This window comes from Ideonella sp. sgz306126, from assembly GCF_056032705.1.
In genome coordinates, this window is record NZ_JBVYWP010000001.1 from 762,441 (window position 1) to 782,975 (window position 20,535).

18 protein-coding genes are annotated in these 20,535 nt (G+C 68.5%); 2 read left to right on the plus strand and 16 right to left on the minus strand.

Going from position 1 to position 20,535, the window contains the following annotated elements:
• Window positions 1-14 precede the first annotated feature (14 nt).
• From ccmB to AC0N04_RS03535, 6 genes are all read right to left on the minus strand, one after another.
• Window positions 15-689 (minus strand): heme exporter protein CcmB, encoded by a 675-nt coding sequence (gene ccmB, locus AC0N04_RS03510; protein WP_474278663.1) that lies wholly within the window; start codon window positions 687-689, stop codon window positions 15-17.
• A complete protein-coding gene (gene ccmA / locus AC0N04_RS03515) occupies window positions 686-1,291 on the minus strand; it encodes a cytochrome c biogenesis heme-transporting ATPase CcmA (RefSeq protein ID WP_474278665.1) in 606 nt (201 codons plus the stop codon). Before ccmA ends, ccmB begins: the two co-directional genes overlap by 4 nt.
• A 175-nt stretch (window positions 1,292-1,466) precedes the next feature.
• Window positions 1,467-2,069 (minus strand): NapC/NirT family cytochrome c, encoded by a 603-nt coding sequence (locus AC0N04_RS03520; protein WP_474278666.1) that lies wholly within the window; start codon window positions 2,067-2,069, stop codon window positions 1,467-1,469.
• A gap of 77 nt (window positions 2,070-2,146) precedes the next feature.
• Window positions 2,147-4,510, minus strand: coding sequence for an MtrB/PioB family decaheme-associated outer membrane protein (locus AC0N04_RS03525; protein WP_474278668.1), 2,364 nt, complete (start codon window positions 4,508-4,510; stop codon window positions 2,147-2,149).
• Between the two features lie 20 nt (window positions 4,511-4,530).
• Window positions 4,531-5,529 carry a DmsE family decaheme c-type cytochrome gene (locus AC0N04_RS03530; RefSeq protein WP_474278670.1) on the minus strand — a complete coding sequence of 333 codons (999 nt, stop codon included), beginning with the start codon at window positions 5,527-5,529 and terminating at the stop codon, window positions 4,531-4,533.
• Window positions 5,530-5,642: 113 nt separating this feature from the next.
• Complete coding sequence (locus AC0N04_RS03535; protein ID WP_474278672.1) at window positions 5,643-5,987, minus strand: c-type cytochrome; 345 nt, start codon at window positions 5,985-5,987, stop codon at window positions 5,643-5,645.
• 578 nt (window positions 5,988-6,565) lie between these two features.
• On the opposite strand from AC0N04_RS03535, the gene AC0N04_RS03540 reads away from it, so the two are divergent.
• A complete protein-coding gene (locus tag AC0N04_RS03540) occupies window positions 6,566-7,741 on the plus strand; it encodes an MFS transporter (RefSeq protein ID WP_474279056.1) in 1,176 nt (391 codons plus the stop codon).
• A gap of 48 nt (window positions 7,742-7,789) precedes the next feature.
• On the opposite strand, the gene ftsY is transcribed toward AC0N04_RS03540, so the two are convergent.
• Window positions 7,790-8,848, minus strand: a complete 1,059-nt coding sequence (ftsY, locus tag AC0N04_RS03545; RefSeq protein WP_474278674.1) for a signal recognition particle-docking protein FtsY — start codon at window positions 8,846-8,848, stop codon at window positions 7,790-7,792.
• Window positions 8,849-9,016: 168 nt separating this feature from the next.
• On the opposite strand from ftsY, the gene AC0N04_RS03550 reads away from it, so the two are divergent.
• Window positions 9,017-10,543 carry a methyl-accepting chemotaxis protein gene (locus tag AC0N04_RS03550; RefSeq protein ID WP_474278676.1) on the plus strand — a complete coding sequence of 509 codons (1,527 nt, stop codon included), beginning with the start codon at window positions 9,017-9,019 and terminating at the stop codon, window positions 10,541-10,543.
• A gap of 40 nt (window positions 10,544-10,583) precedes the next feature.
• On the opposite strand, the gene pcaF is transcribed toward AC0N04_RS03550, so the two are convergent.
• The 9 genes from pcaF to AC0N04_RS03595 form a co-directional block, all read right to left on the minus strand.
• Complete coding sequence (pcaF, locus tag AC0N04_RS03555; protein WP_474278678.1) at window positions 10,584-11,804, minus strand: 3-oxoadipyl-CoA thiolase; 1,221 nt, start codon at window positions 11,802-11,804, stop codon at window positions 10,584-10,586.
• Between the two features lie 58 nt (window positions 11,805-11,862).
• Window positions 11,863-12,579: an ABC transporter ATP-binding protein gene (locus AC0N04_RS03560; RefSeq protein ID WP_474278680.1), complete on the minus strand. Its 717-nt coding sequence runs from the start codon at window positions 12,577-12,579 to the stop codon at window positions 11,863-11,865.
• A gap of 1 nt (window position 12,580) precedes the next feature.
• Window positions 12,581-13,336 carry an ABC transporter ATP-binding protein gene (locus AC0N04_RS03565; protein WP_474278682.1) on the minus strand — a complete coding sequence of 252 codons (756 nt, stop codon included), beginning with the start codon at window positions 13,334-13,336 and terminating at the stop codon, window positions 12,581-12,583.
• On the minus strand, window positions 13,333-14,268 hold the full coding sequence (locus AC0N04_RS03570) for a branched-chain amino acid ABC transporter permease (protein WP_474278684.1): 936 nt from the start codon (window positions 14,266-14,268) through the stop codon (window positions 13,333-13,335). The genes AC0N04_RS03565 and AC0N04_RS03570 overlap by 4 nt, the downstream gene beginning before the upstream one ends.
• Before the next feature lie 107 nt (window positions 14,269-14,375).
• The gene (locus tag AC0N04_RS03575) at window positions 14,376-15,248 is read right to left on the minus strand and encodes a branched-chain amino acid ABC transporter permease (RefSeq protein WP_474278686.1); all 873 of its coding nucleotides are present in this window, start codon (window positions 15,246-15,248) and stop codon (window positions 14,376-14,378) included.
• A 130-nt stretch (window positions 15,249-15,378) separates the two neighbouring features.
• The gene (locus tag AC0N04_RS03580; RefSeq protein WP_474278688.1) at window positions 15,379-16,545 is read right to left on the minus strand and encodes an ABC transporter substrate-binding protein; all 1,167 of its coding nucleotides are present in this window, start codon (window positions 16,543-16,545) and stop codon (window positions 15,379-15,381) included.
• Window positions 16,542-17,348 carry an alpha/beta fold hydrolase gene (locus AC0N04_RS03585; RefSeq protein WP_474279058.1) on the minus strand — a complete coding sequence of 269 codons (807 nt, stop codon included), beginning with the start codon at window positions 17,346-17,348 and terminating at the stop codon, window positions 16,542-16,544. Before AC0N04_RS03585 ends, AC0N04_RS03580 begins: the two co-directional genes overlap by 4 nt.
• On the minus strand, window positions 17,342-18,943 hold the full coding sequence (locus AC0N04_RS03590; protein ID WP_474278690.1) for a benzoate-CoA ligase family protein: 1,602 nt from the start codon (window positions 18,941-18,943) through the stop codon (window positions 17,342-17,344). The genes AC0N04_RS03585 and AC0N04_RS03590 overlap by 7 nt, the downstream gene beginning before the upstream one ends.
• A 16-nt stretch (window positions 18,944-18,959) precedes the next feature.
• Window positions 18,960-20,528: a 3,4-dehydroadipyl-CoA semialdehyde dehydrogenase gene (locus AC0N04_RS03595; protein WP_474278692.1), complete on the minus strand. Its 1,569-nt coding sequence runs from the start codon at window positions 20,526-20,528 to the stop codon at window positions 18,960-18,962.
• Window positions 20,529-20,535: the final 7 nt, after the last annotated feature.

The window sequence follows — 20,535 nt, forward strand, 5'->3', positions numbered from 1 at the left end:
ACAAACTCACAGGGTCATTCGACGGCAATGCGCAACGCAGCGGTCGTCACCCAGGGGGCAAAAAACACCGCCAGCACCAGCATCGCGGCCAGCACCAGCAGATGACCGCTGGCGCCCAACCCGGCGGCATGGGCCTCGACGGCACCGGCGCCGAAGATCAGCGTCGGAATGTACAGCGGCAGCACCAGCAATGAGAGTAACACCCCTCCGCCGCGCAAGCCCAGCGTGAGGGCGGCACCGATGGCGCCGATCAGGCTCAGCACCGGCGTGCCCAGAGCCAGCGCCAGCACCAACACCCCGAGTGTCCCGGCGTCGAGGTCGAACTGCAGGCCCAGCAACGGCGCCAGCACCAGCAGCGGGGCGCCGCACATCAGCCAGTGAGCGCCGATCTTGCCCGCCACCAGCAGTGGCAAGGGCTGCGGCGAGAGCAGCATCTGCTCGAGCGTGCCGTCGGCGTGGTCGGCAGCGAACAGGCGCGGCAAACCCAGCATCGTCGCCAGCAGGGCCGCCACCCACAGCACGCCGGGGGCGATGCGGCGCAGCAGCGCGGTCTCCGGGCCGATGCCCAGCGGAAACAGGCTGACCACGACGATGAAGAAGAACAACCCGGTCAGCACCTCGCTGCGCCGGCGGGCCGCCAGCAACAGGTCGCGGCGCAGCGCGCCCCAGGTGGCCTGCAGCGGGTTCACAGCGCCAGCTCCAAGCCACCCGCCAGCGGGATCGCCTGGTGGCTGGTCAGCACCGTCATGCCGCCGCGCGCCAGATGCTCCTCGACAAGTTGGCAGAGCAGGGTCACCGCAGGTCCATCCAGGGCATTGAAGGGTTCGTCCAGTACCCACAGCCGGGCCGGGCGCAGCAGCAGCCGGGCCTGCAGCGTGCGGCGCTTCTGCCCCGCCGACAGCACCCGCGCAGGCAGATGCTCGCGCCCGCGCAGGCCCAGCCGCGCCAGCGCCGCATGCAGTGCGTCCTCGCTCGCGCTCAGGCCGTCCAGCGCGAGGGCCCAGCGCAGGTTCTCGATCGGGGTCAGTTCGTCCTTCACACCGGCCTGATGGCCCAGGTACAGCAGGTCGGCACGAAAGGCCTCGGGCTGCTCGCCGATCGGCTGGCGGTTCCAGCAGATGCGGCCCGAGTCGGCCGGCGACAGGCCGGCCAATGCGCGCAGCAGCGTCGTCTTGCCCGAGCCGTTGGCGCCGCAGACATGGAGCCACTGTCCAGGAACGAGCTCAAAGCCCAGGCCGGAAAACAGGGTTCGCTGTCCGCGCGAACAGCTCAGATCGGAAACGGACAGCATGCCTTGCATTGTCGGGGATACGGCAACCGACACCCGGCGGCCATGGAGCCGGCATGATGCATGGCGCCGTCGGCCGGTCTCTTGACAAGTATCAAGAGGCCGGCCGTCGCGCCGCTTTCGGCGGTGACTGCAGGTCGGCACCGGGGCGCCGCTGCCGGGAACCCGGCGGTCGGACTCACTCCTCGTCGGGGTCGCGGTATTCCTTGGGCAGGTGGTGCGCGATGCCCTTGTGGCAATCGATACAGGTTTTGCCGTCGGCCTTGGCCTGCATGTGCTTCTTGTAGACCGTCTGCTTCTGGATCTGGTCGCTCATCGCGTCGAAGTTGTGGCAGTTGCGGCACTCGCGTGAACCCGAGGCTTCCATGCGCGCCCATTCGTGCGTCGCCAGCGTCATGCGCTTGGCTTCGAACTTGGCCGGCGTATCGACGTCACCGGTCAGCTTGCCCCAGACCTCGAACGAGGCTTGCGCCTTGCGCAGCATCATGTGCGGCCAGTCCTTGGGCACGTGGCAGTCCGGGCACGCGGCCCGCACGCCGGTGCGGTTGCTGTAGTGGATCGTCTGCTTGTATTCCTGGTACACCGTGTCACGCATCTCGTGACAGGTGATGCAGAAGCTCAGCGAGTTCGTGGCCTCGATGGCGGTGTTGAAGCCGCCCCAGAAGATCACGCCGCCGCCAAAGCCGACGAACAGGAGCGCGAGCATCGAATACTTCGCGCTGGGACGCTTCAGCGCGTTCCAAAACCGGCGCATGCGGCCGGGCTGACGGACTTGGTCCATTGATTTCTCCGGGAATCGACAAAGGCGCGCCCGGGCATTTCGCGGTCAGCTGCAAAAGGCCGGGGCTGCGCACCCCGTTACTGGAAGCGGTAGCGATAGGCGACGAACAGGCTGTTGATCGTGTAGGTCGGCGCCAACTGGTTGGTCGGCAACATCGTCGAGGCGGTGTAGCCCGCCTGGTAGACGTTGTAGAAGTAATCCTGCGCATCCAGCCGCTGGAACGAGTAGCCCATCAGCACGTCGCTGACCTTGTTCAGCCTGTAGGTTCCATTGACCCTGAAGCGCGCCGACTCGTTCTTGAAGTTGGGCAAGGCCCCGCAACTGAGGTTCGACGTCGCCACGCAGGTCGTGCTCGCGTACCGCAACTGGGTCGAGTAGCCCGTGCTGCCCAGCGAGTAGGACAGGTCCTCGCGCAAAGCCAGCTTGCCGTGCAGCAGGCCGTCCTGCCGACCGCCGATGCCGATCGTGCCTTCCTGGTCATCCATGCGGTTGGTCCACAGGTTGGGCAAGGCGGCCACGGCATTGCGGCCATTGGCGGACAGCAAATCCCGCGTCCTGTCCTGCCAGCTGGCGTAAGCCGAGAACGAACTCGTTTCCGACACGGTGTACGCGGCATCGACGTTGATGCTCGAGGTCCTGCCGTTCTGCACGCCCAGCGTCGAGCCGTACTTGTCGTCCTGGTAGCGGGCGTTCAGGCCCAGGTTCAGGTTCTCGCGCGCCTGGACGTTCACTCCCAGCTTGACCTGCTGTTCGGTGCGCGACGCGTCGAAAAAGGCCAGGTAGCCGAAGTTCTCGAAGCCCTCGCCGCCGTCCTGCACCTGCATCGGGTTGTAAAACGAGCTGTTGACGGTGGCGTCGCGCTTGCCGTAGCTGTAACCGGCGTTGACGCTCACGTTGTCGCTGGCCTTGAGCTTGTAGCCGAGGCTCAGCTTGCTTTCCTTGTCCTCCGGCACCTGCACGCACGACGCGGTGGTGTAGTAGCCGGTGTTGACCGCCGACAGGAAGCCCTGCGCATTGTTCGCAGCGGCGTTGTTGCACCAGCGCTGCATCTGCTCGTAGTCGTAGCCGACATGCAGGCGCTGGCGCGGATCGATCCGGTACTCGGCCGCCAACTCCAGCTGGGTGCGCCGGTAGCTCATCGGCGCATTCGTCACTTCGGTGGTCACGCCGCCCAGATCGCGGAAGGTGTACTGGCTCGACGCCGTCTGGTTGTCACGCTCGTTGTACTTGAGACCGGCCATCAGGTTCAGTGCGGAACTGGCCTGATGGGTCAGCTTCAAGTCGGCATGGGTGTTGACGACCAGACCGCCGAGCGACGCCACGGGAAGGCCCGCCGCCGTGTTGGGTGTGGTGGTGTAGGTCCCGGCGTAGGCGGCGTCCTGCGTGTTGCGGCCATAGGACAGCCCGCCCGACAGATGGGTCTTCGCATCGAAGGCATAGCCGCCCGTCAGACTGAACTGATGGAAGGCATTGCTCGGCGGCGTGCTCATCGTGTCGACCGGGAAACCGCCGGCGCCCGGCGAGGTGCCGGTGGCCGGCGCGACCCAGGCGCCCGAGTTGGCCACGAACGGGTTCGACCAGGACAGGCCGGCATTCGCGTCATCGAACAACGAACCGAAGTACGCCAGGCTGGCGTAGGCTTTCTCGCCCACCCAGTCGAGCGAGAGATTGAAGGTCTCGGTCTTGTAGTTCGTCGGCGTCATCAGGATGGCGATGCGCTCGCCGCCCCAGGCCATGCCGCCGGTGGCCGTCGTGTTGTACGCGTCGGTGCCCGAGCCGATCAGCTTCGCTCCGGACTGGTCGAGCTGGCTGAAGTCCAGCTTCACGCCCCAGTTGCGGTTGAAGTTGTAGGCGGCGCTGAACGTGGCGTTCTTGCGCTCGCTGTAGACATGCTCGGTGTGGAACATCGCCAGCTGGGCCGGCGTCAGTGTCCGGGTGCCGCTGCCTCCGGTGTTGACGACCCCGAAGGACGCCGGCAGCGTGAAGCTGTTGTCGCCCATGGCGCCGACGAACGGCGTCTGGTAGGTGTCGGTGATGTGGTGGCGCAACTGGTCGTAGCCGATTCCCAGCTTCCACACGCCCTGGTCGCTGATGCTGGCGCCCAGCGAGCGCGAGGTCGTGCCCAGGTCGGTGCCGTAGATTGCCCAGCGCCTCAAGCCGCTGCCCTGGCCGTAGGCGTCGCCGCCACGGACATCGAAGTTCCCGACCGCATATGCGCCGGAGGCGTCCAGGCCGTTGTACTCGCCGAACTTGGCCGAGTCCTTCGAGACGCCGCCCAGGCCGATTTCGAAGTAATTGGTCGGCGAAATCAGCGCCTTGACCTCATCGCTGGGCGCGTCCTGCGCCATGCCGATCATCGGCACGGCGACCATCGCCATCATCGCTGCGCGCACCGCCAGGACAATTGCGCTGGCAGCGAAGCCTTGTGCATTCGTTCTCATAGCAAGCTCCATGTTCAGATTTAGCGGTGCAGATAGGCACCGGCAGGCGAGTTCGAACCGTGAACCATGACGTGGCAGTTCATGCAGGCCCGTCCGTTGGCACTGGTGTTCGGGTTGCCGTTGGCCGGCAGCAGGCCGCCTTGCAGGCCCGCGGCACCGGTGCCATAGGGCGCCTGGCTGTTGTGGGGGCCGTCGTGGCACTCATCGCACAGGAAGGGCGCACGCGACTTGAGCAGCGGCGTGATGTTCGAGCCGTGCGGCGTGTGGCAGTTGGTGCAGTCCTCGCTGACCGGCTGGTGCTCCCACAGGAACGGGCCGCGCTTTTCGGCATGGCAGGTCGTGCAGGTTTCGGTGACGGTGTTCTTCTTCAGCAGCTTGGGACCGGCCGAACCGTGCGGGTTGTGGCAATCGCTGCAAGCCATCTTGCCGGCATCCAGCGGGTGGGTCGACACCAGATGGGTCTGCGCGCGCTGCTCCTTGTGGCAGGCGAAGCAGACCTCGGGCTGGGTGACCTTGTTGAGCACCGGGTCCGACTTGACGTGCACCTTGTGGCAGGTGGCGCAGGGGATGTCCTGGCTCTGATGCTGGCTGCCGTCCCAATGGGTGCGCAAGCCGCCCTTGTGGCAGGTGATGCAGGCCGCGACCTGGGTCGCCGCCTCGGAGGGCTTGTAGACGCTGCCCCGCGGCTTGAACAGCACGTCGGGCGCCGGGCGGCTGGCATCGCCGACGCCCTTGCCGCCTGCCACGTGCTGGGTGCTTTCACCGTGGCAGCTCTGGCAGGTCGGGGTGCGGGCATCACCGCGCACGCCGTGTGGCGTCTGGTAGATCGACAACACGGGCCGGGATTCGGACTCGTCGTGGCAGCGGGTGCAGACCGCGTCCTTCTTGAGACCGGCTGCGGCCGTGTCCTGAGCGGCGCTGGCGCCGACGACGGCCAAGGGGGCCGCGCCGGCGGGCGCCAGCCCGACGAGGCCGACCAGCAGCGTGAGCACTGCAGCAATTCGTGAGAAGCACTTCATGGCTTTTCCTCGTGTGATCTGCCGGCGGCGCCGGCGGCGATGTGGGTTTTCAGGACGAACGCATCCCGGGCGGCGGGTTGCCACCCAAGTCACATTCAGCAGGGAAACCTGGCTTAGAGCGACAGGATCCAGTCGACCAGGTTCTTGGTGTCCGCCGCGCTGGGGGCCTTGATGATCTTGTGGTCTTCTTCGTGCCCGTCAGGGAACTTTGCCTTCTCGCCGGTGGTCAGATGCTTGATCAGGCGGGCTTCGGCATCCGGCTTGCCCTTGAGCTTGGTCGCGACATCTTTCCAGGCCGGACCGTCCTTGGCTTTTTCGACGCCGTGGCACTTGAAGCAGTTGTTCTGGCGCGCCAGGGCGCGGGCAGCATCTTCGTCGGCGGCCGAGGCCTGGACGGAGAACAAGGCCAGCGCGAGGGTCACGCCAAGGCCGGCAACGCGGGGAGAGAGTGCTTTCATGATCCCAAGATTCCTTTTGAGCTCTTTTTTTTACCCGGACCCTGGCCTTGGGTGACAAGCGCCGTTGTCCGGACCTCTGACTGCAGGTCCGTTGCCTGAGGTACTTCCTATGCACCGCCCAACGTTTCCGGCATGTATCTACTCTATGCCTGTGAGTAAGTCGTGGCGGGCAAAAAGCCAGGGGGGGTTGAGATATCTCAAGCCGCACCCTGCTCGCCCGGAGTGCTGTTGCAGCGCAGCATCAATCGGGCTGGTTTGATGGAAATCAGTGCCTGGCGGACCGATTCACGACAAGCGGCAAGGACAACCACCTCTTGTGAAACGGGTTTGACAGGCCTCAAGACATTGATTCCGCTCTTGCTTCTATGCGCGCCTCAATGGAGCCGGACCCTGGTTGACAGGGATCACCCAGAGTCCGACCTGATGGCCTTGCGCGCCGACCTTCTTCAGCGCCGCGGAGGCTGACCGACAATCTGGCCTTGTCGCCGCCCCATGGCGCCCCGTCGCCCCCCACCATGTCTGAATCCCTGACCGCCCCGCCCCTGCCGCCCACCAAGACCTCCTCCGCCCGCGGGCGCATGAGCCCGCTGGAGCGGCGCGCCAGCATCACGCTGGCGTCGATCTACGGCCTGCGCATGCTGGGCCTGTTCCTGATCCTGCCGGTGTTCTCGATCTATGCCGCCACGCTGCCCGAGGGCCACAGCCATGTGCTGGTCGGCATGGCGTTGGGCATCTACGGGCTGACGCAGGCGATGCTGCAAATCCCGTTCGGCATGGCCAGCGACCGTTTCGGCCGCAAGCCGGTGATGATGGTGGGGCTGGCGGTCTTTGCGTTCGGCTCGTTCATGGCGGGCGCCTCGCATTCGCTGGAGGCCATCATCGTCGGCCGCGCGATCCAGGGCGCTGGCGCCATTTCGGCCGCCATCTCCGCGATGATTGCCGACGCCACCCAGGACCAGAACCGCACCAAGGCGATGGCGATGGTCGGGATGACCATCGGCATGAGCTTCATCGTCTCGCTGATCGCCGGCCCGATGCTTTATCACTCGATCGGCGTGCCCGGCATGTTCGACCTGACCGGGGTGCTGGCGCTGCTGGCGATCGCCGTGATCCAGTGGATCGTGCCCGACGTACCGATGAGTCACCGCGCCGAGGAACTGGGACCCGGCGCCCCGCGCGATTCGGTGTTCTCGCCCGCGCTGCTGCGCCTGCACTTCAGCATCTTCGTCGTCAACTTCACGCAGATGGCGATGTTCGTGATCGTGCCGCTGGCCCTGGTGCACGATGCAGGCATCGAGGTCAGCCGGCACTGGGAGGTCTACCTGCCGATCACCGTGGGCTCGTTCGTCGTCGCGATCCCCGGCATCATCTGGGCCGAGAGCCGCGGCTACATGCGGGCGGTCTTCCGCTCGGCGGTGGCGCTGATGATGGTGGTGATGCTGGCCTTCGCGTTCAGCTACACCCACCCGGTGGCGCTGCTGGCGTCGATGTTCTTCTTCTTCGTCTCGTTCAACGTGATGGAAGCGCTGATTCCGTCGCTGGTGTCGCGCACCGCGCCGCCTGCGCGCAAGGGCCTGGCGATGGGGGTCTACAACACGGCGCAGTCGCTGGGGCTGTTCGCCGGCGGGGCGCTCGGCGGCGTGATCGCCAAGTACGGATCCGGCGAAGGCGTGTTCCTGGCCTGTGCCGCGCTGGCGGCGGTCTGGCTGGTGGTGGCCTGGTTCATCCAGCCCCCCGCCGCCCGCGCGCACTGAGCCCCGCCGCGGCCGCCGGACGCACGGCCGCCCGGGCTCCCTCGCCCGTCAGTCGAGCAGCGCTTTCGCAAACTCGCGCGCGCTGAAGGTCTGCAAGTCCTCGAGCTTTTCGCCAACGCCGATGAAGTACACCGGCACGCTGGACGCATCGCCGCGCAGCACCGCCCGGTCGCGGGCCCACAGCGCGATGGCCGCCAGCACGCCGCCCTTGGCGGTGCCGTCGAGCTTGGTGATGATCAGGCCCGTCAGTTCCAACGCCTCGTCGAAGGCCTTCACCTGCGCCAGCGCGTTCTGCCCGGTGTTGCCATCAACCACCAGCAACACCTCGTGCGGGGCGGAGGCATCGGCCTTGGTGATCACGCGGCGGATCTTCTTCAACTCCTCCATCAGGTGCAGTTGCGTGGGCAGGCGTCCCGCGGTGTCGGCCAGCACCACGTCGCAGCCGCGCGCCCGCCCGGCCTGGACGGCGTCGAAGGTCACCGCCGCCGGATCGCCGCCTTCCTGGCTGACGATCTCGACCCGGTTGCGGTCGGCCCACACGCCCAGCTGTTCGCGCGCCGCGGCGCGGAACGTGTCGGCGGCGGCCAGCAGCACCTTGCAGTCGTTCTCCGCCAGGTGCCGGGTGAGCTTGCCGATGCTGGTGGTCTTGCCGGCGCCGTTGACGCCCACGACCATCATCACCGTGGGGTGGTGCACCCCCACCACCAGCGCCTTTTCCAGCGGCGCCAGCAGCTCGGCGATCGCATCGATCAGCAAGGCCTTGACCTGCGAGGGCTCGCTGGCCTTGGCGGTCTTGACGCGGCGCTTCAGGTCGGCCAGCAGATGCTCGGTGGCCTTCACGCCGGCATCGGCCATCAGCAACGCGCTCTCCAACTCGTCGTAGAGCGCATCGTCGATCCGGGTGCCGGTGAACACCTGGCTGAGGCTGGAGCCGGTGCGCGCCAACCCCTGGCGCAAGCGGCCGAGCCAGCCCGCGCGCGGCGCCGCGGTCTCCTCGGCTGGCAGGGCGGGCGCCGCCGTGCCGGCAGGCGCTGCGGGTGGGAGGGCGGCGGCAGGCGCCGCGGGCGGCACGGCCGGCGCGGGCTTCTTGCGGAAAAAACTGAACATGGCGCTATTGTCGCGGCAGTGGCGGCGATGCGCCGCAGCGACGGCCCGCGCGGCTGGGCGCCGACAAACAGCCGGCGCTATCACCTGCTGTTTGCGGCTTTGCACGAGGGCACCGGCCTCTAGCATCCGGGAAATCTCCCCCCGCCCGCCCTTCCGCTGGAGACCCCCATGGCCCACACCGCCCGCCGCCGCCCCGCCCTGCCGTTGCGCCCTGCCGCCCGGCTGCTGCAATCGATGCGCCTGGGCACCAAGGCGGCGGTCGTGTCGCTGGCCTATGCCGCCACGGCCTGCGGTGGCGTGGGCCTGGCCTGGCAACTCGATGCGCCGACCTGGCAGCTCGTCGCCCTGGCGGCCGGCTTCGCCATCGTGGCCGTCCTGCTGGGCGCGATCTACGCGGGCCTGGCCGATGGCCTGGCCCAGATCGAAACCGCCAGCCAGGCCTTGGCCCGCGGCGACCTGTCGCAGTCGGTGCAAGTGGCGGGACGAGACCAGGTGGCCGTCATCGCGCAGACCCTGGATGCGATGAACGCGCGCCTGTCCGCGCTGGTGGCCGACGTGCGCAGCGAATCCACGCTGCTGTCGCAGGCCAGCCGATCGCTCGCGTCCGACACCGGCGACCTGGCGGGACGCACCGATCGCCAGGCCAGCAGCCTGGAGCAGACCTCGGCCAGCGTGCAGCAGCTCAGCGGCACGATGCACCAAAGCAGCGCCGACGCCCAGACCGCCGGCCACCTCGCCGGCAGTGTCCACGAACGTGCCCTCAGCGGCGGGCAGGCGATGCGCGACGCGGTGGCCGCGATGAACGCGATCAAGACCAGCTCGCAGAAGGTGCACGACATCATCGGCGTGATCGACGGCCTGGCGTTCCAGACCAACATCCTGGCGCTCAATGCCGCGGTCGAGGCCGCCCGGGCCGGCGAACAGGGACGCGGCTTCGCGGTGGTGGCGGCCGAAGTGCGCTCGCTCGCGCTACGCAGTTCCACGGCAGCGCAGGAGATCAAGACCCTGATCTCGCAGTCCAGCGCCCAGGTCGAAGCCGGCGCCGGCCACATCGCCCAGGTCAACGACCAGCTCACGGCGGTGGTCGACGGCGTCGGCCAGGTCACCGACAACGTCAGCGCGATCACCGCTGCCGCCACCCAGCAGAGCGCCGGACTGGCGCAGATCAGCCAGGCCATCGTCAGCCTGGACGAGATCACACAGAGCAACTCGAAGATGGTGGAGCAGGTCTCCGGGGCGGCCGCCACGCTCGGCCAGCGCTCGCAGCGGCTGGCCGAATCGGTGGCGGGCTTCCGCCTGCGCCAGGGCACGGCGGACGAGGCGTTCCGCCTGGTCCAGCAAGCCGTCGAGCGATTCAAGGCGCAAGGCGCCGCGGCGCTGGCGCAGATCACCGACCCGGCCAACGGCTTCATGGACCGCGACATGTACGTCTTCGCCTGGGACCGGCAAATGGTCTACCGGGCCTTTGCCGGCAAGCCCGCCAACGTGGGCAAGCACGCCGCCGAGATCCTGGGCACCGAGGTCAGCCAGCTGGGGCGCGACGTCTGGGCCGCGGCCGAAGCCGGCGGCGGCTGGGTCGACTACGACTTCCTCAACCCGCAGACCGGCCAGATCGCGCCCAAGACCTCGTACGTGGTGCCAGTGGGCGACGGTCTGGTGCTGGGCTGCGGCATCTACAAATCGGTGAACCGCTGAGCCGTCGGCGGCTCGTCGACGCGCCGCTGCCGCCCGCGCCTCAGACCCGCTCGACGATCAGCGCGATCCCCTGCCCGACGCCGATGCACATCGTGCACAGCGCGTAGCGCCCGCCCCGTCCGCCGTTCATGGTGTGCAGCTGGTTGACCGCCGTGGTCACCAGGCGCGCGCCGCTGGCGCCCAGCGGATGCCCCAGCGCGATCGCACCGCCGTTCGGATTGACGCGGGGATCGTCGTCCTGCAGGCCCAGGTCCCGCAGCACCGCCAGGCCTTGGGCCGCGAACGCCTCGTTCAGCTCGATCACATCCATCTGGGCCAGGCTCAGGCCGGTGAGCTCCAGCACCTTGCGCGTCGCCGGGGCCGGGCCGATGCCCATGATGCGCGGTGCCACGCCGGCGGTGGCCATGCCGACCACGCGGGCGCGCGGCGTCAGGCCGTGCTGGCGGGCACCGGCCTCGTCGGCCAGCAACAGCGCGCAGGCCCCGTCGTTGACGCCGCTGGCGTTGCCTGCGGTCACGGTGCCGTCGGGGCGCACCACGCCCTTCAACTTGGCCAGCGCCTCCAGGCTGGTGTCGCGCGGATGCTCGTCCTTGGCGACGAGCACCGGATCGCCCTTCTTCTGCGGAATCGTCACCGGCGTGATCTCGGCATCGAAGAAGCCGCGCTGCTGCGCCGCCACCGCCTTCTTCTGCGACGCGAGCGCCATGCGGTCCTGCGCCTCGCGCTCGATGCCGAAATCGCTGGCCACGTTCTCGGCGGTCTCGGGCATCGCGTCCACGCCGTACATCGCCTTCATCTTCGGGTTGACGAAGCGCCAGCCGATGGTCGTGTCGTAGATCGCGTTGCTGCGGGTGAAGGCCGACTCGGCCTTGGGCATCACGAAAGGCGCGCGGCTCATGCTCTCGACGCCGCCGGCGATCATCAGGCCGGCCTCCCCTGCCTTGATCGCGCGCGCCGCGGTCCCCACCGCGTCCATGCCCGAACCGCACAGGCGGTTGATCGTGGCGCCCGGCACCGCCAGCGGCAGGCCCGCCAGCAGCGAGGCCATGTGGGCCACGTTGCGGTTGTCCTCGCCGGCCTGGTTGGCGCAGCCGTAGATCACGTCGGTCAGCGCGGCCCAGTCGACCGTGGGGTGGCGGGCCATCAGGGCCTGGATCGGGATCGCGCCCAGGTCGTCGGCGCGCACACCGGACAGGGCGCCGCCGTAGCGGCCGAAGGGGGTGCGCAGGGCGTCGCAGATGTAGGCTTGGCGAGCAGTCATGGGGTCGTCCAGGAGAAGGTGGGTTGAAGAGAGGTCGGCCGGCGCTCCAGGAGCCCGGTCAGACCCCCAGGAAGCGGTGCAGCACGGCTTCGTCGGCGGCGAGATCGTCGGATTTTCCTTCCAGCACGATGCGGCCCTTCTCCAGCACGATGCAGCGGTCGGAATGGGACAGCACCTGGCGGAAGTTCCGGTCCACCACCAGCGACGCGATGCCGCTGGCGCGCACCAGGCCGATGACGCGCCAGATCTCGGCCACCACCAGCGGTGCCAGCCCCTCGGTGGCTTCGTCGAGGATGATCAGGTCGGGATGGGTCATCAGCGCCCGGCCGATCGCCAGCATCTGCTGCTCGCCGCCGCTGAGCTGGCCGCCGCCGTGGCCCAGGCGCTCGGCCAGGCGTGGGAACGTGTCCAGCACCCGCTCGAAGGTCCAGTCCGCCTGGCCCCGGGTGCCGGGGCGCGCGGCCATCACGAGGTTCTCGCGCACGCTGAGATTGGGGAACACGCCGCGCCCTTCGGGAACCACCCCGATGCCCAGCCGCACGATGTGCTCGGTCGGCTCGCGCGTCACGTCGCGGCCCGCCACCGTCACGCGGCCACTGCTGGCGCGCAGCTGCCCCAGCACGGTGCGAATCAGCGTCGTCTTGCCCATGCCGTTGCGCCCCAGCAAACCGATCGACTCGCCGGCGCGGATCCCGAAGCTGATGCCGTGCAGGATGTGGCTCTGGCCGTAATGGGCGTGAAGGTCCTGGGCCTGAAGGACGAACTCGGTGCTCATGTCAGTGGTCGCCCAGGTACGCGACCTGAACCTCGCGGTTGCTGCGGATGGCCTCGGGCGCATCGCTGGCGATCACCCGGCCGTTGACCATCACGGTGATGCGGTCGGCGACGCGGAAGACCGCGTCCATGTCGTGCTCGACCAGCAGGATGGCGTGGTCGCGCTTCAGTTCGTCGAGCAAGGCCAGCATGCGATCGGTTTCTTCGGCCCCCATGCCCGCCAGCGGCTCGTCCAGCAACAGCACCCGCGGTCCGCTCGCCAGGCACATCGCGATCTCGAGCTGGCGCTTTTGTCCATGCGACAGCGTGCCGGCGGGGCGCGCCGCGTGCTCCGCCAGGCCGGCGCGGGCCAGCGCTTCGTCGGCGGCGGTGTTGGCGTTGCTGCAGCGCGTGGCGGGGGTCCACCAGTCCCACGGGCGTTGCCAGCGGGCCTGGGCGGTCAGGCGGCAGTTCTCGCGCACGGTGAAATCGCTGAAAAGGGTGTTGCGCTGGTAGCTGCGGCCCAGCCCCGCGCGGGCGCGACGGGGCTGGCTCCAGCGCGCGACGTCGCGGCCCATCAGCAGCACCTCGCCCCGGGTCAGCCCCAGCTCGCCCGAGAGCAGGTTGATCAGCGTCGACTTGCCGGCGCCGTTGGTCCCGATCACCGCGTGCAGGCTGCCTTCGGACAGTGCGATCGACACCCCCTCCACCGCCTTCAGTCCGCCGAAGAACCGGGACACGTCGCGGGCTTCGAGCAGCATCTCGGGGGCCGGCGTCATGCGGCCTCCCTGCTCGCCCGCAGGCCGATCAGCCCGCGCGGCATCCACGCCACGAAGGCGATGATGGCCAACCCCAGCATCAGCGGCCAGTGCTTGGCGAAGGCGCCGAACACGGCCTGCGACTGAAACAACTCCTGCAGCAGCGTCAGCGCAAGCGCGCCCAGCAGCGCCCCGCGCAGATGGCCCAGGCCGCCCAGGATGATCATGATCAGCACGGCTCCGCTCTGGTGCCAGCTCAGCAACTCGGGGTTCACGAAACCGTCCTTCAGCGCGAACAGATAGCCGGCCAGCGCAGCCAGCATGGCCGACAGCACGAACACCACCAGCTTGTAGCCGAAGGTGGCGTAGCCGGCGGCGCGCATGCGTTGTTCGTTGGCCTTGATGCCGGCCAGCGCGCGGCCGAAGCGGCTGCGCAGCAGCACCGCCACCGACACGAAAGACGCCGCCAGGCAGGCCCACACCGCGTAGTACAGCGTGGCGCCGGCGTCCAGGTCGAAGGGCTTGACGCCGAACAGCGTCGCGTCGGGCTTGAAGTACAGGTAGATGCCGTCGCTGCCGCCTCCCAGCGGGGTGTCGTGCGCGACGAAGTACGCCATTTGCGCGAAGGCCAGCGTGATCATGATGAAGTAGACGCCGCGGGTGCGCAGCGACAGGGCCCCGACACCCAGCGCATAGAGGCCCGCAGCCCCCAACGACGCCGCCAGCGTGAGCCACAGCGAGGCGGGCTCGCCTTGGGGCGACATCAGCGTGACCCCGTAGGCGCCGATGCCGAAGAAGGCGGCATGGCCGAAGCACACCAGCCCGGTCTGGCCGACCAGCAATTCCAGGCTGAGCGCAAAGAGGGCCAGGACCATGATCTTGACCGTCAGGTCCAGATAGAAGCCTTGCAGCACCAGGGGCAGCGCGGCCAGGGCAAGGAAGGCCACGATCACGGGCCAGGACTTTCGCGGCAAGCCCAGCGGCCCTCGCCGAACGGGCTCCGCCAGGCCGCTGAGGGCGCCCCCTTGAGGGGGAGCGCCGAAGGCGCTGCGGCGATGGGTCATTTGAACAGCCCTTCAGGCTTCCACAGCAGCATGGCCGCCATCAGAAGGTACACCGACACCCCCGCGATCTGGGGCAGCAGCACCTTGCCGAAGGTGTCGACGAAACCCACCATCAGCGCCGCGACCAGCGCGCCCTTGATCGAGCCGATGCCGCCGATCACCACCACCACGAAGCAGATGATGAGCACGCCGGCGCCCATGTTCGGATACACCGATGAGACCGGTGCGGCGATCATCCCGGCCAGCGCCGCCAGGGCCACGCCGACGGCAAAGACGATGCGGTACAGCAGTCGGATGTTGACGCCCATCGCGCGCGCCATCTCCCGGTTGCTGGCGCCGGCCCGGATGCGCATGCCCAGCCGCGTCCGGGTCATGACCGCCCACATGCCCGCCGCCACCGCCAGGCAGACCGCCGAGATGAACAGGCGGTAGACCGGGTAGGCCATCATGTCGCCCAGCGGCAGGCTGCCGGTCAGCCAGTCGGGCGGCGACACGCCGTGCACGTCGTCGCCCACCAGGATGCTGCGCAACTCCTCGAACACCAGGATGAGCCCGTAGGTCATCAGCACCTGCTGCAAATGCTCGCGCTCGTACAGGTAGCTGAAGAACGCCCACTCCAGCACATAGCCCAGCAGCACCGACAGCGCGATGCCCAGCCCCAGCGCGGTGAAGAATCCGCCGCCCCAGGTCTGCACCACCGGCGCCAGCGCATAGGCCATGTAGGCGCCGATCATGTAGAAGCTGCCGTGGGCGAGGTTGATCACGCCCATGATGCCGAAGATCAGCGTCAGGCCGGACGCCACCAGGAACAGCAGCAGGCCGTACTGAACCGCGTTCAGGCACTGGATGAGAAAAGTGGCGAGATCCACGGAGGCGTACCAAGGGGTCAGGCGCGTTCGACAGGAGCACACCCTGTCAAGCAACCACGGCGGATCCGGCTCCGCCGGTCCGCTCGTGGTGCCCCCCTGAGGGGGCGCGCGTCAGCGCGTAGGGAGTGGGTCACAACTTGCAGCCGCGGGCAGGATCGGCCAGCGCCTTGGCGGCAATGCCGATCACCTTGTTTTCCTTGCCCACCACCTGGCGCAGATAGATGTCCTGCACCGGGTTGTGCGCCTTGCTCAGCGAGAAGGGGCCGCGCGGGCTGTCGATCCGCGCCTTTTCCACCGCGGCAGCGAACTCGGCCTTCTTGTTCACGTCCCCCTTCACCGCCGCCAGGCCGATCGCCAGGATCTGTGCCGCGTCGTAGCCCTGAACGGCGTACACGTCGGGCTGCAGCTTGTAGGTCTTGGCGTACGCCAGACGGAAGGCCTTGTCGCGCGGGGTGTCCAGGCTGTCACCGTAGTGCAGCGCGGTGACCAGGCCCTCGGCCGACGCGCCCTGCGCTTCGAGCGTGCCGTCGGTCAGGAAGCCCGAGCCGTACAGCGGGATCGACTTCTTCAGACCGGCCGCGTCGTAATCCTTGACGAACTTCACCGCACCGCCGCCGGCGAAGAAGGTGAAGACGGCGTCCGGCTTCAGCGCTGCGATCTCGGTCAGCAGCGCCTGGAACTCGACGTTCGGGAACGGCAGCGTCAAGTCCTTGACGACCGTGCCGCCCGCCTTGGTGAAGGCTTCCTTGAAGCCATTGACGGCCTCGGTGCCGGCGGCGTACTTCCAGGTGATGGTGACCGCCTTCTTGATGCCCTTCTTGGCCATCACCTCGCCCATCGCATACCCCGGTTGCCAGTTGCTGAACGAGCTGCGGAAGATGTTCGGCGCGCACATCGGGCCGGTCACGGCATCGGCACCGGCGTTGGGCACGATCAGCAGGGTGTTGCTGTCCTTCGCCGCCTTGGCCATCGCCATCGCGACGCCGGAGTGCACGGTACCGACCAGCACGTCCACGTGATCGCGCTTGATCAGCTTGCCGACGTTCTCGGTGGCCTTGGACGGATCGGATTCGTCGTCCACCTTGACGTACTCGATCTCGCGGCCGCCGACCTTGCCTCCCTGCTCTGCCACGTAGAGCCTGAAGCCGTTCTCGATCGCGGTGCCCAGGGCCGCGTAGGTGCCGGTGTAGGGCAACATCAGGCCGACCTTGAGTTTGGCGCCTTGGGCCAGCGCGCCGGCGCAGACCAGCAGCGAGGCCGCAGCCGACAGTGCCAGCAAGGGAGTGCGAATGTTCATGGGTTTGTCTCCTTCTTCGTCAGCGAAAACCAGAAGGCAGCGCAAGCCGCCACCACCTGATCGGGTCGATCGCGGTGCGGCGAATGGCCGCACGCATCCAACTTGAGCAGCGTCGTCTGCGCCACGGCGGCCGCGATGCCGTCGATCTGCGCCAGGGTTCCGTACGGATCCTCCAACCCCTGGATGGCGAGTACCGGCGCCCTAATTTGATTTAGTTCTGAAGTAATTTGCCATAAGGGAAAGTCCGGTGCGAGCCAGATGTCGTTCCAGCCCCAGAAGGCCGAGTCCACGTCGTCGTGGTACTTCGCCAGGCCGGCACGCAGGCGGCCGTGCAGATACTGCTGGCGGGCCTCGCGGATGCTGGCCAGGCCGAACTCCTCGACCAGGATGTGCGGCGCCATCACCACGGCCGCCGCCACGCGGTCCGGCGCGTGCGCGGCGTGCAGCAGCGCGATCGAGCCGCCATCGCTGTGGCCGAACAGCAGGTAGCGCCCCTGCACGTCCAGCGCGTCCAGCAGCGCCGGCAACACCTGTCGGGCCTGATGGTGCATGAAGTCCCGTCCCCAGCGTTCGTCGGGCGGACGCGGCGTCGAGCGGCCGTAGCCGGGGCGCGAGTACACCAGGCCTCGCCAGCCGCAGGCCTGGCACAGGCGCTGCGGAAAATCCTTCCACATCGCCACCGAGCCCAGGCCTTCGTGCAGGAAGACCGCCAGCGGCGCCGACGGATCGGTCGCGCCGACCCAGGCCACCTCGATGTCCAGGGCTCGCCCGCCGGTCTGGATCGCGACCCGTTCGCTCACGATGCCTGCTTTTCCTGCTCGCGCAGCTTGAAGCGCTGGATCTTGCCGGTGGCCGTCTTGGGCAGTTCGTCGACGAAAACGATCTGGCGCGGGTACTTGTACGGCGCCAGATGATCCTTGACGAAGGCCTTCAGCGCCTCCTCGGTGGTGCGCTGGCCGGCCTTGAGCACGACGAAGGCCTTGGTCTTGGTCAGGCCGTCGGCATCGGCCACGCCGATCACCGCAGCCTCCAGCACCGCCGGGTGCTGGACCAGCGTCGCCTCGACCTCGAAGGGGCTGACGTAGATGCCGCTGACCTTGAGCATGTCGTCGCTGCGGCCGCCGTAGGTGTAGCTGCCGTCGGCATTGCGCACGTACTTGTCGCCGCTCTTGGTCCAGCCGCCCTGGAAGGTCTCGCGGGTCTTGGCCTGGTTGCCCCAGTACATCATCGCCGCCGACGGGCCCCGGATGTACAGGTCGCCGGGCTCGCCGTCGGGCACCGCGCCGCCCTCTTCGCCGCGCAGCTCGATGTCGTAGCCCGGCACCGGCCAGCCGGTGGTGCCGTAGCGGACCTTCTCGGGCGTGTTCGAGATGAAGATGTGCAGCATCTCGGTCGAGCCGATGCCGTCGACGATGTCGACCCCGAAGTGGCGCTGGAACCGCTCGCCGAGGTCGGCCGGCAGCGCCTCGCCGGCGGACGAGACGAGGCGGATCGCCAGGTCCTGGCGGGCCGGCAAGGCCGGGTGGGCCAGCATGCCGGCAAAGCCGGTCGGAGCGCCATAGAACACGGTCGGCTTGCGTCCCCCGACCTGTCCGAGCCAGCGCTTGAACGTCGCCTCCGGCGTCGGCCGCTCGGCCATCAGGATCACGGTCGCCCCGACGCTCATCGGAAAGGTCAATGCGTTGCCCAGGCCGTAGGCGAAGAACAGCTTGGCGGCCGAGAAGCAGACATCGTCCTCGCGCAGCTTCAGCAACCGCTTGCCGTAGAGCTCGCAGGTCCAGTACGGGTTGGCGTGCGAATGGACGGTCCCCTTGGGCCGCCCCGTCGAACCCGACGAATAAAGCCAGAAGCCCGGCGCGTCGGGGCCGGTGGACGCGGGCCGGGGCAGCGGCGCCTGGCTCGCCAGGAACGCCTCGAACTCGACCTCCGCCGGGTGCAGCGGCGCCACCGGTCGCGAGACGATGACCTTCTGCACTTCATGATCCGACTTGATCAGCGCCGAGGTCAGCGCCGGCAGCAAGGCCCCGGAAACCAGCACCGCCTGGGCGCGCGAGTGTTCCAGCATGTAGGCGTAGTCGTCGGCCGTCAGCAAGGTGTTGACCGCCACCGGCACCACGCCGGCGTACATGGCCCCGAGAAAGGTCACCGGCCAATCGCTGCAGTCCTGCATCAGCAGCAGCACCCGCTCTTCGCGCTTGACGCCCAGCGCGCGCAGGGCGGCGGCCATGCGGCGGATGCGATCGTCGAGCTGGCCGTAGGTCAGCGAGCCCGCGTCGTCGATGAACGCGGTCTTGTCGTGGCGACCGGCGTTCTCGGCCAGCAGGTGCTGGGCGAAGTTGAAGTGCTCGGCGGGTGCGGCGACGTCGGGCGTGGTCGCGGATACGGCGTTGGCATTCATGGCGTCTCCTGGTCTTTCAATAGGGTGCGGGCGTGGCGCCCAGGGCGGCCAGCACGGCGGGGCTGGCTTGCACGGCGGCACGGCGCTGGTAGAAGCCCAGCGCGCGCAGGCCGCCCAGTTCCTCGCCGCCGCCGGCGCGGCCGGGTCCACCGTGCAGCGAGTGCGGCATGACGTTGCCGTGGCCGCTGTGCAATCGGGCCACGTCCGGCGTCACGACGTGAACGCGGCCGTGGCTGTTGGCCAGGTCGGTGGCCATCGCGGCCAGCGCCCCCGGGTCGTCGCCATACAGCGAGCACACCAGCGAGCCCTCGCCGCGGCGGATCAGCGCCGTGGCCTGATCGGCGTCGCGATACGGCATCAGCGTGGCGCAGGGACCGAACACCTCGACGTGGTGCACCCGGTCGGCGGCGTCGGGATCGCGCGTGCCCAGCAGCGTGGGACCCAGGCAGGCGGCGACGGTCGGGTCGGCATCGATCAGCGGCGTCTTGCGGCCATCGTGCAGCACCTCCGCCTGGGCGCTCAGCGCCTCCAGCCCGTCCAGCACGTTGCGCCACTGCTCGCGATTCACCAGCGAGCCCATGCGCACGGCCTCCGAGCGCGGATTGCCCACCGTGACCTGGGACAGGCGGGCGCCGATCGCTTCGGCCGCTGCGTCGTAGAGCGCTTGCGGCACGAAGGCGCGCCGGATCGCCGTGCACTTCTGGCCCGACTTGACGGTCATCTCGCGCACCACCTCGCGCACGAACAGCTCGAACGGCTCGGAACCTGCCGCCGCCCCCGGCATCAGCAGGGCCGAGTTCAGGCTGTCGGCCTCGATGTTGACGCGCACCGAGCGCGCGACGACCTGCTCGTGGGAGCGGATCAGCGCCGCGGTCTCGGCCGAACCGGTGAACGACACCACGTCGAAGGGCTGCAAGGCATCGAGCAGGCCGGCCGAACTGCCGCACAGGATCGACAGCGCCCCGGCCGGCAGCACGCCGGCGGCCACCACGTCGGCCACCATGCGCTGCGTCAGCCAGGCGGTGGTGGTGGCCGGTTTGACGATCACCGGCACGCCCGCCAGCAGCGCCGGCGCGGCCTTTTCCCACAAGCCCCAGGCGGGGAAGTTGAAGGCATTGATGAACAGCGCGACGCCGCGTGTGGGCACCCGCAGGTGCTGCGACTGGAAGGCCGCATCCTTGCTCAGGTCCACCGCCGCACCGTCGAGCAGCACGCGGGCATCGCCCAGGCCGGCACCCCAGCGCGCGTACTGGCCCAGCGTGTAGATCGCCCCGTCGATGTCGACCGCCGAATCGGCCGCCACGGTGCCGGCGTTGGCGGTGGCGATGGCGAAATAGTCGTCGCGATGGGCCGCCAGCACGCCGCCGATCGCCTTGAGCAGGCCGGCGCGCTCGCCGTAGCTCAGGGCCCGCAGCGCCGCACCGCCCCGATCGCGGGCGAACGCGAAAGCGGCCGGCAGGTCGACCCCGCTGCTGGACACCCGCACCAGCGTGTCGCCGGTCACCGGGTCGTGCAACGCGGTGCCCTCGCCGCGGCCCGCCACCCATTGGCCGGCCATGAAGTTCTTCAGCAGTTCGATCGTCATCGGCGTC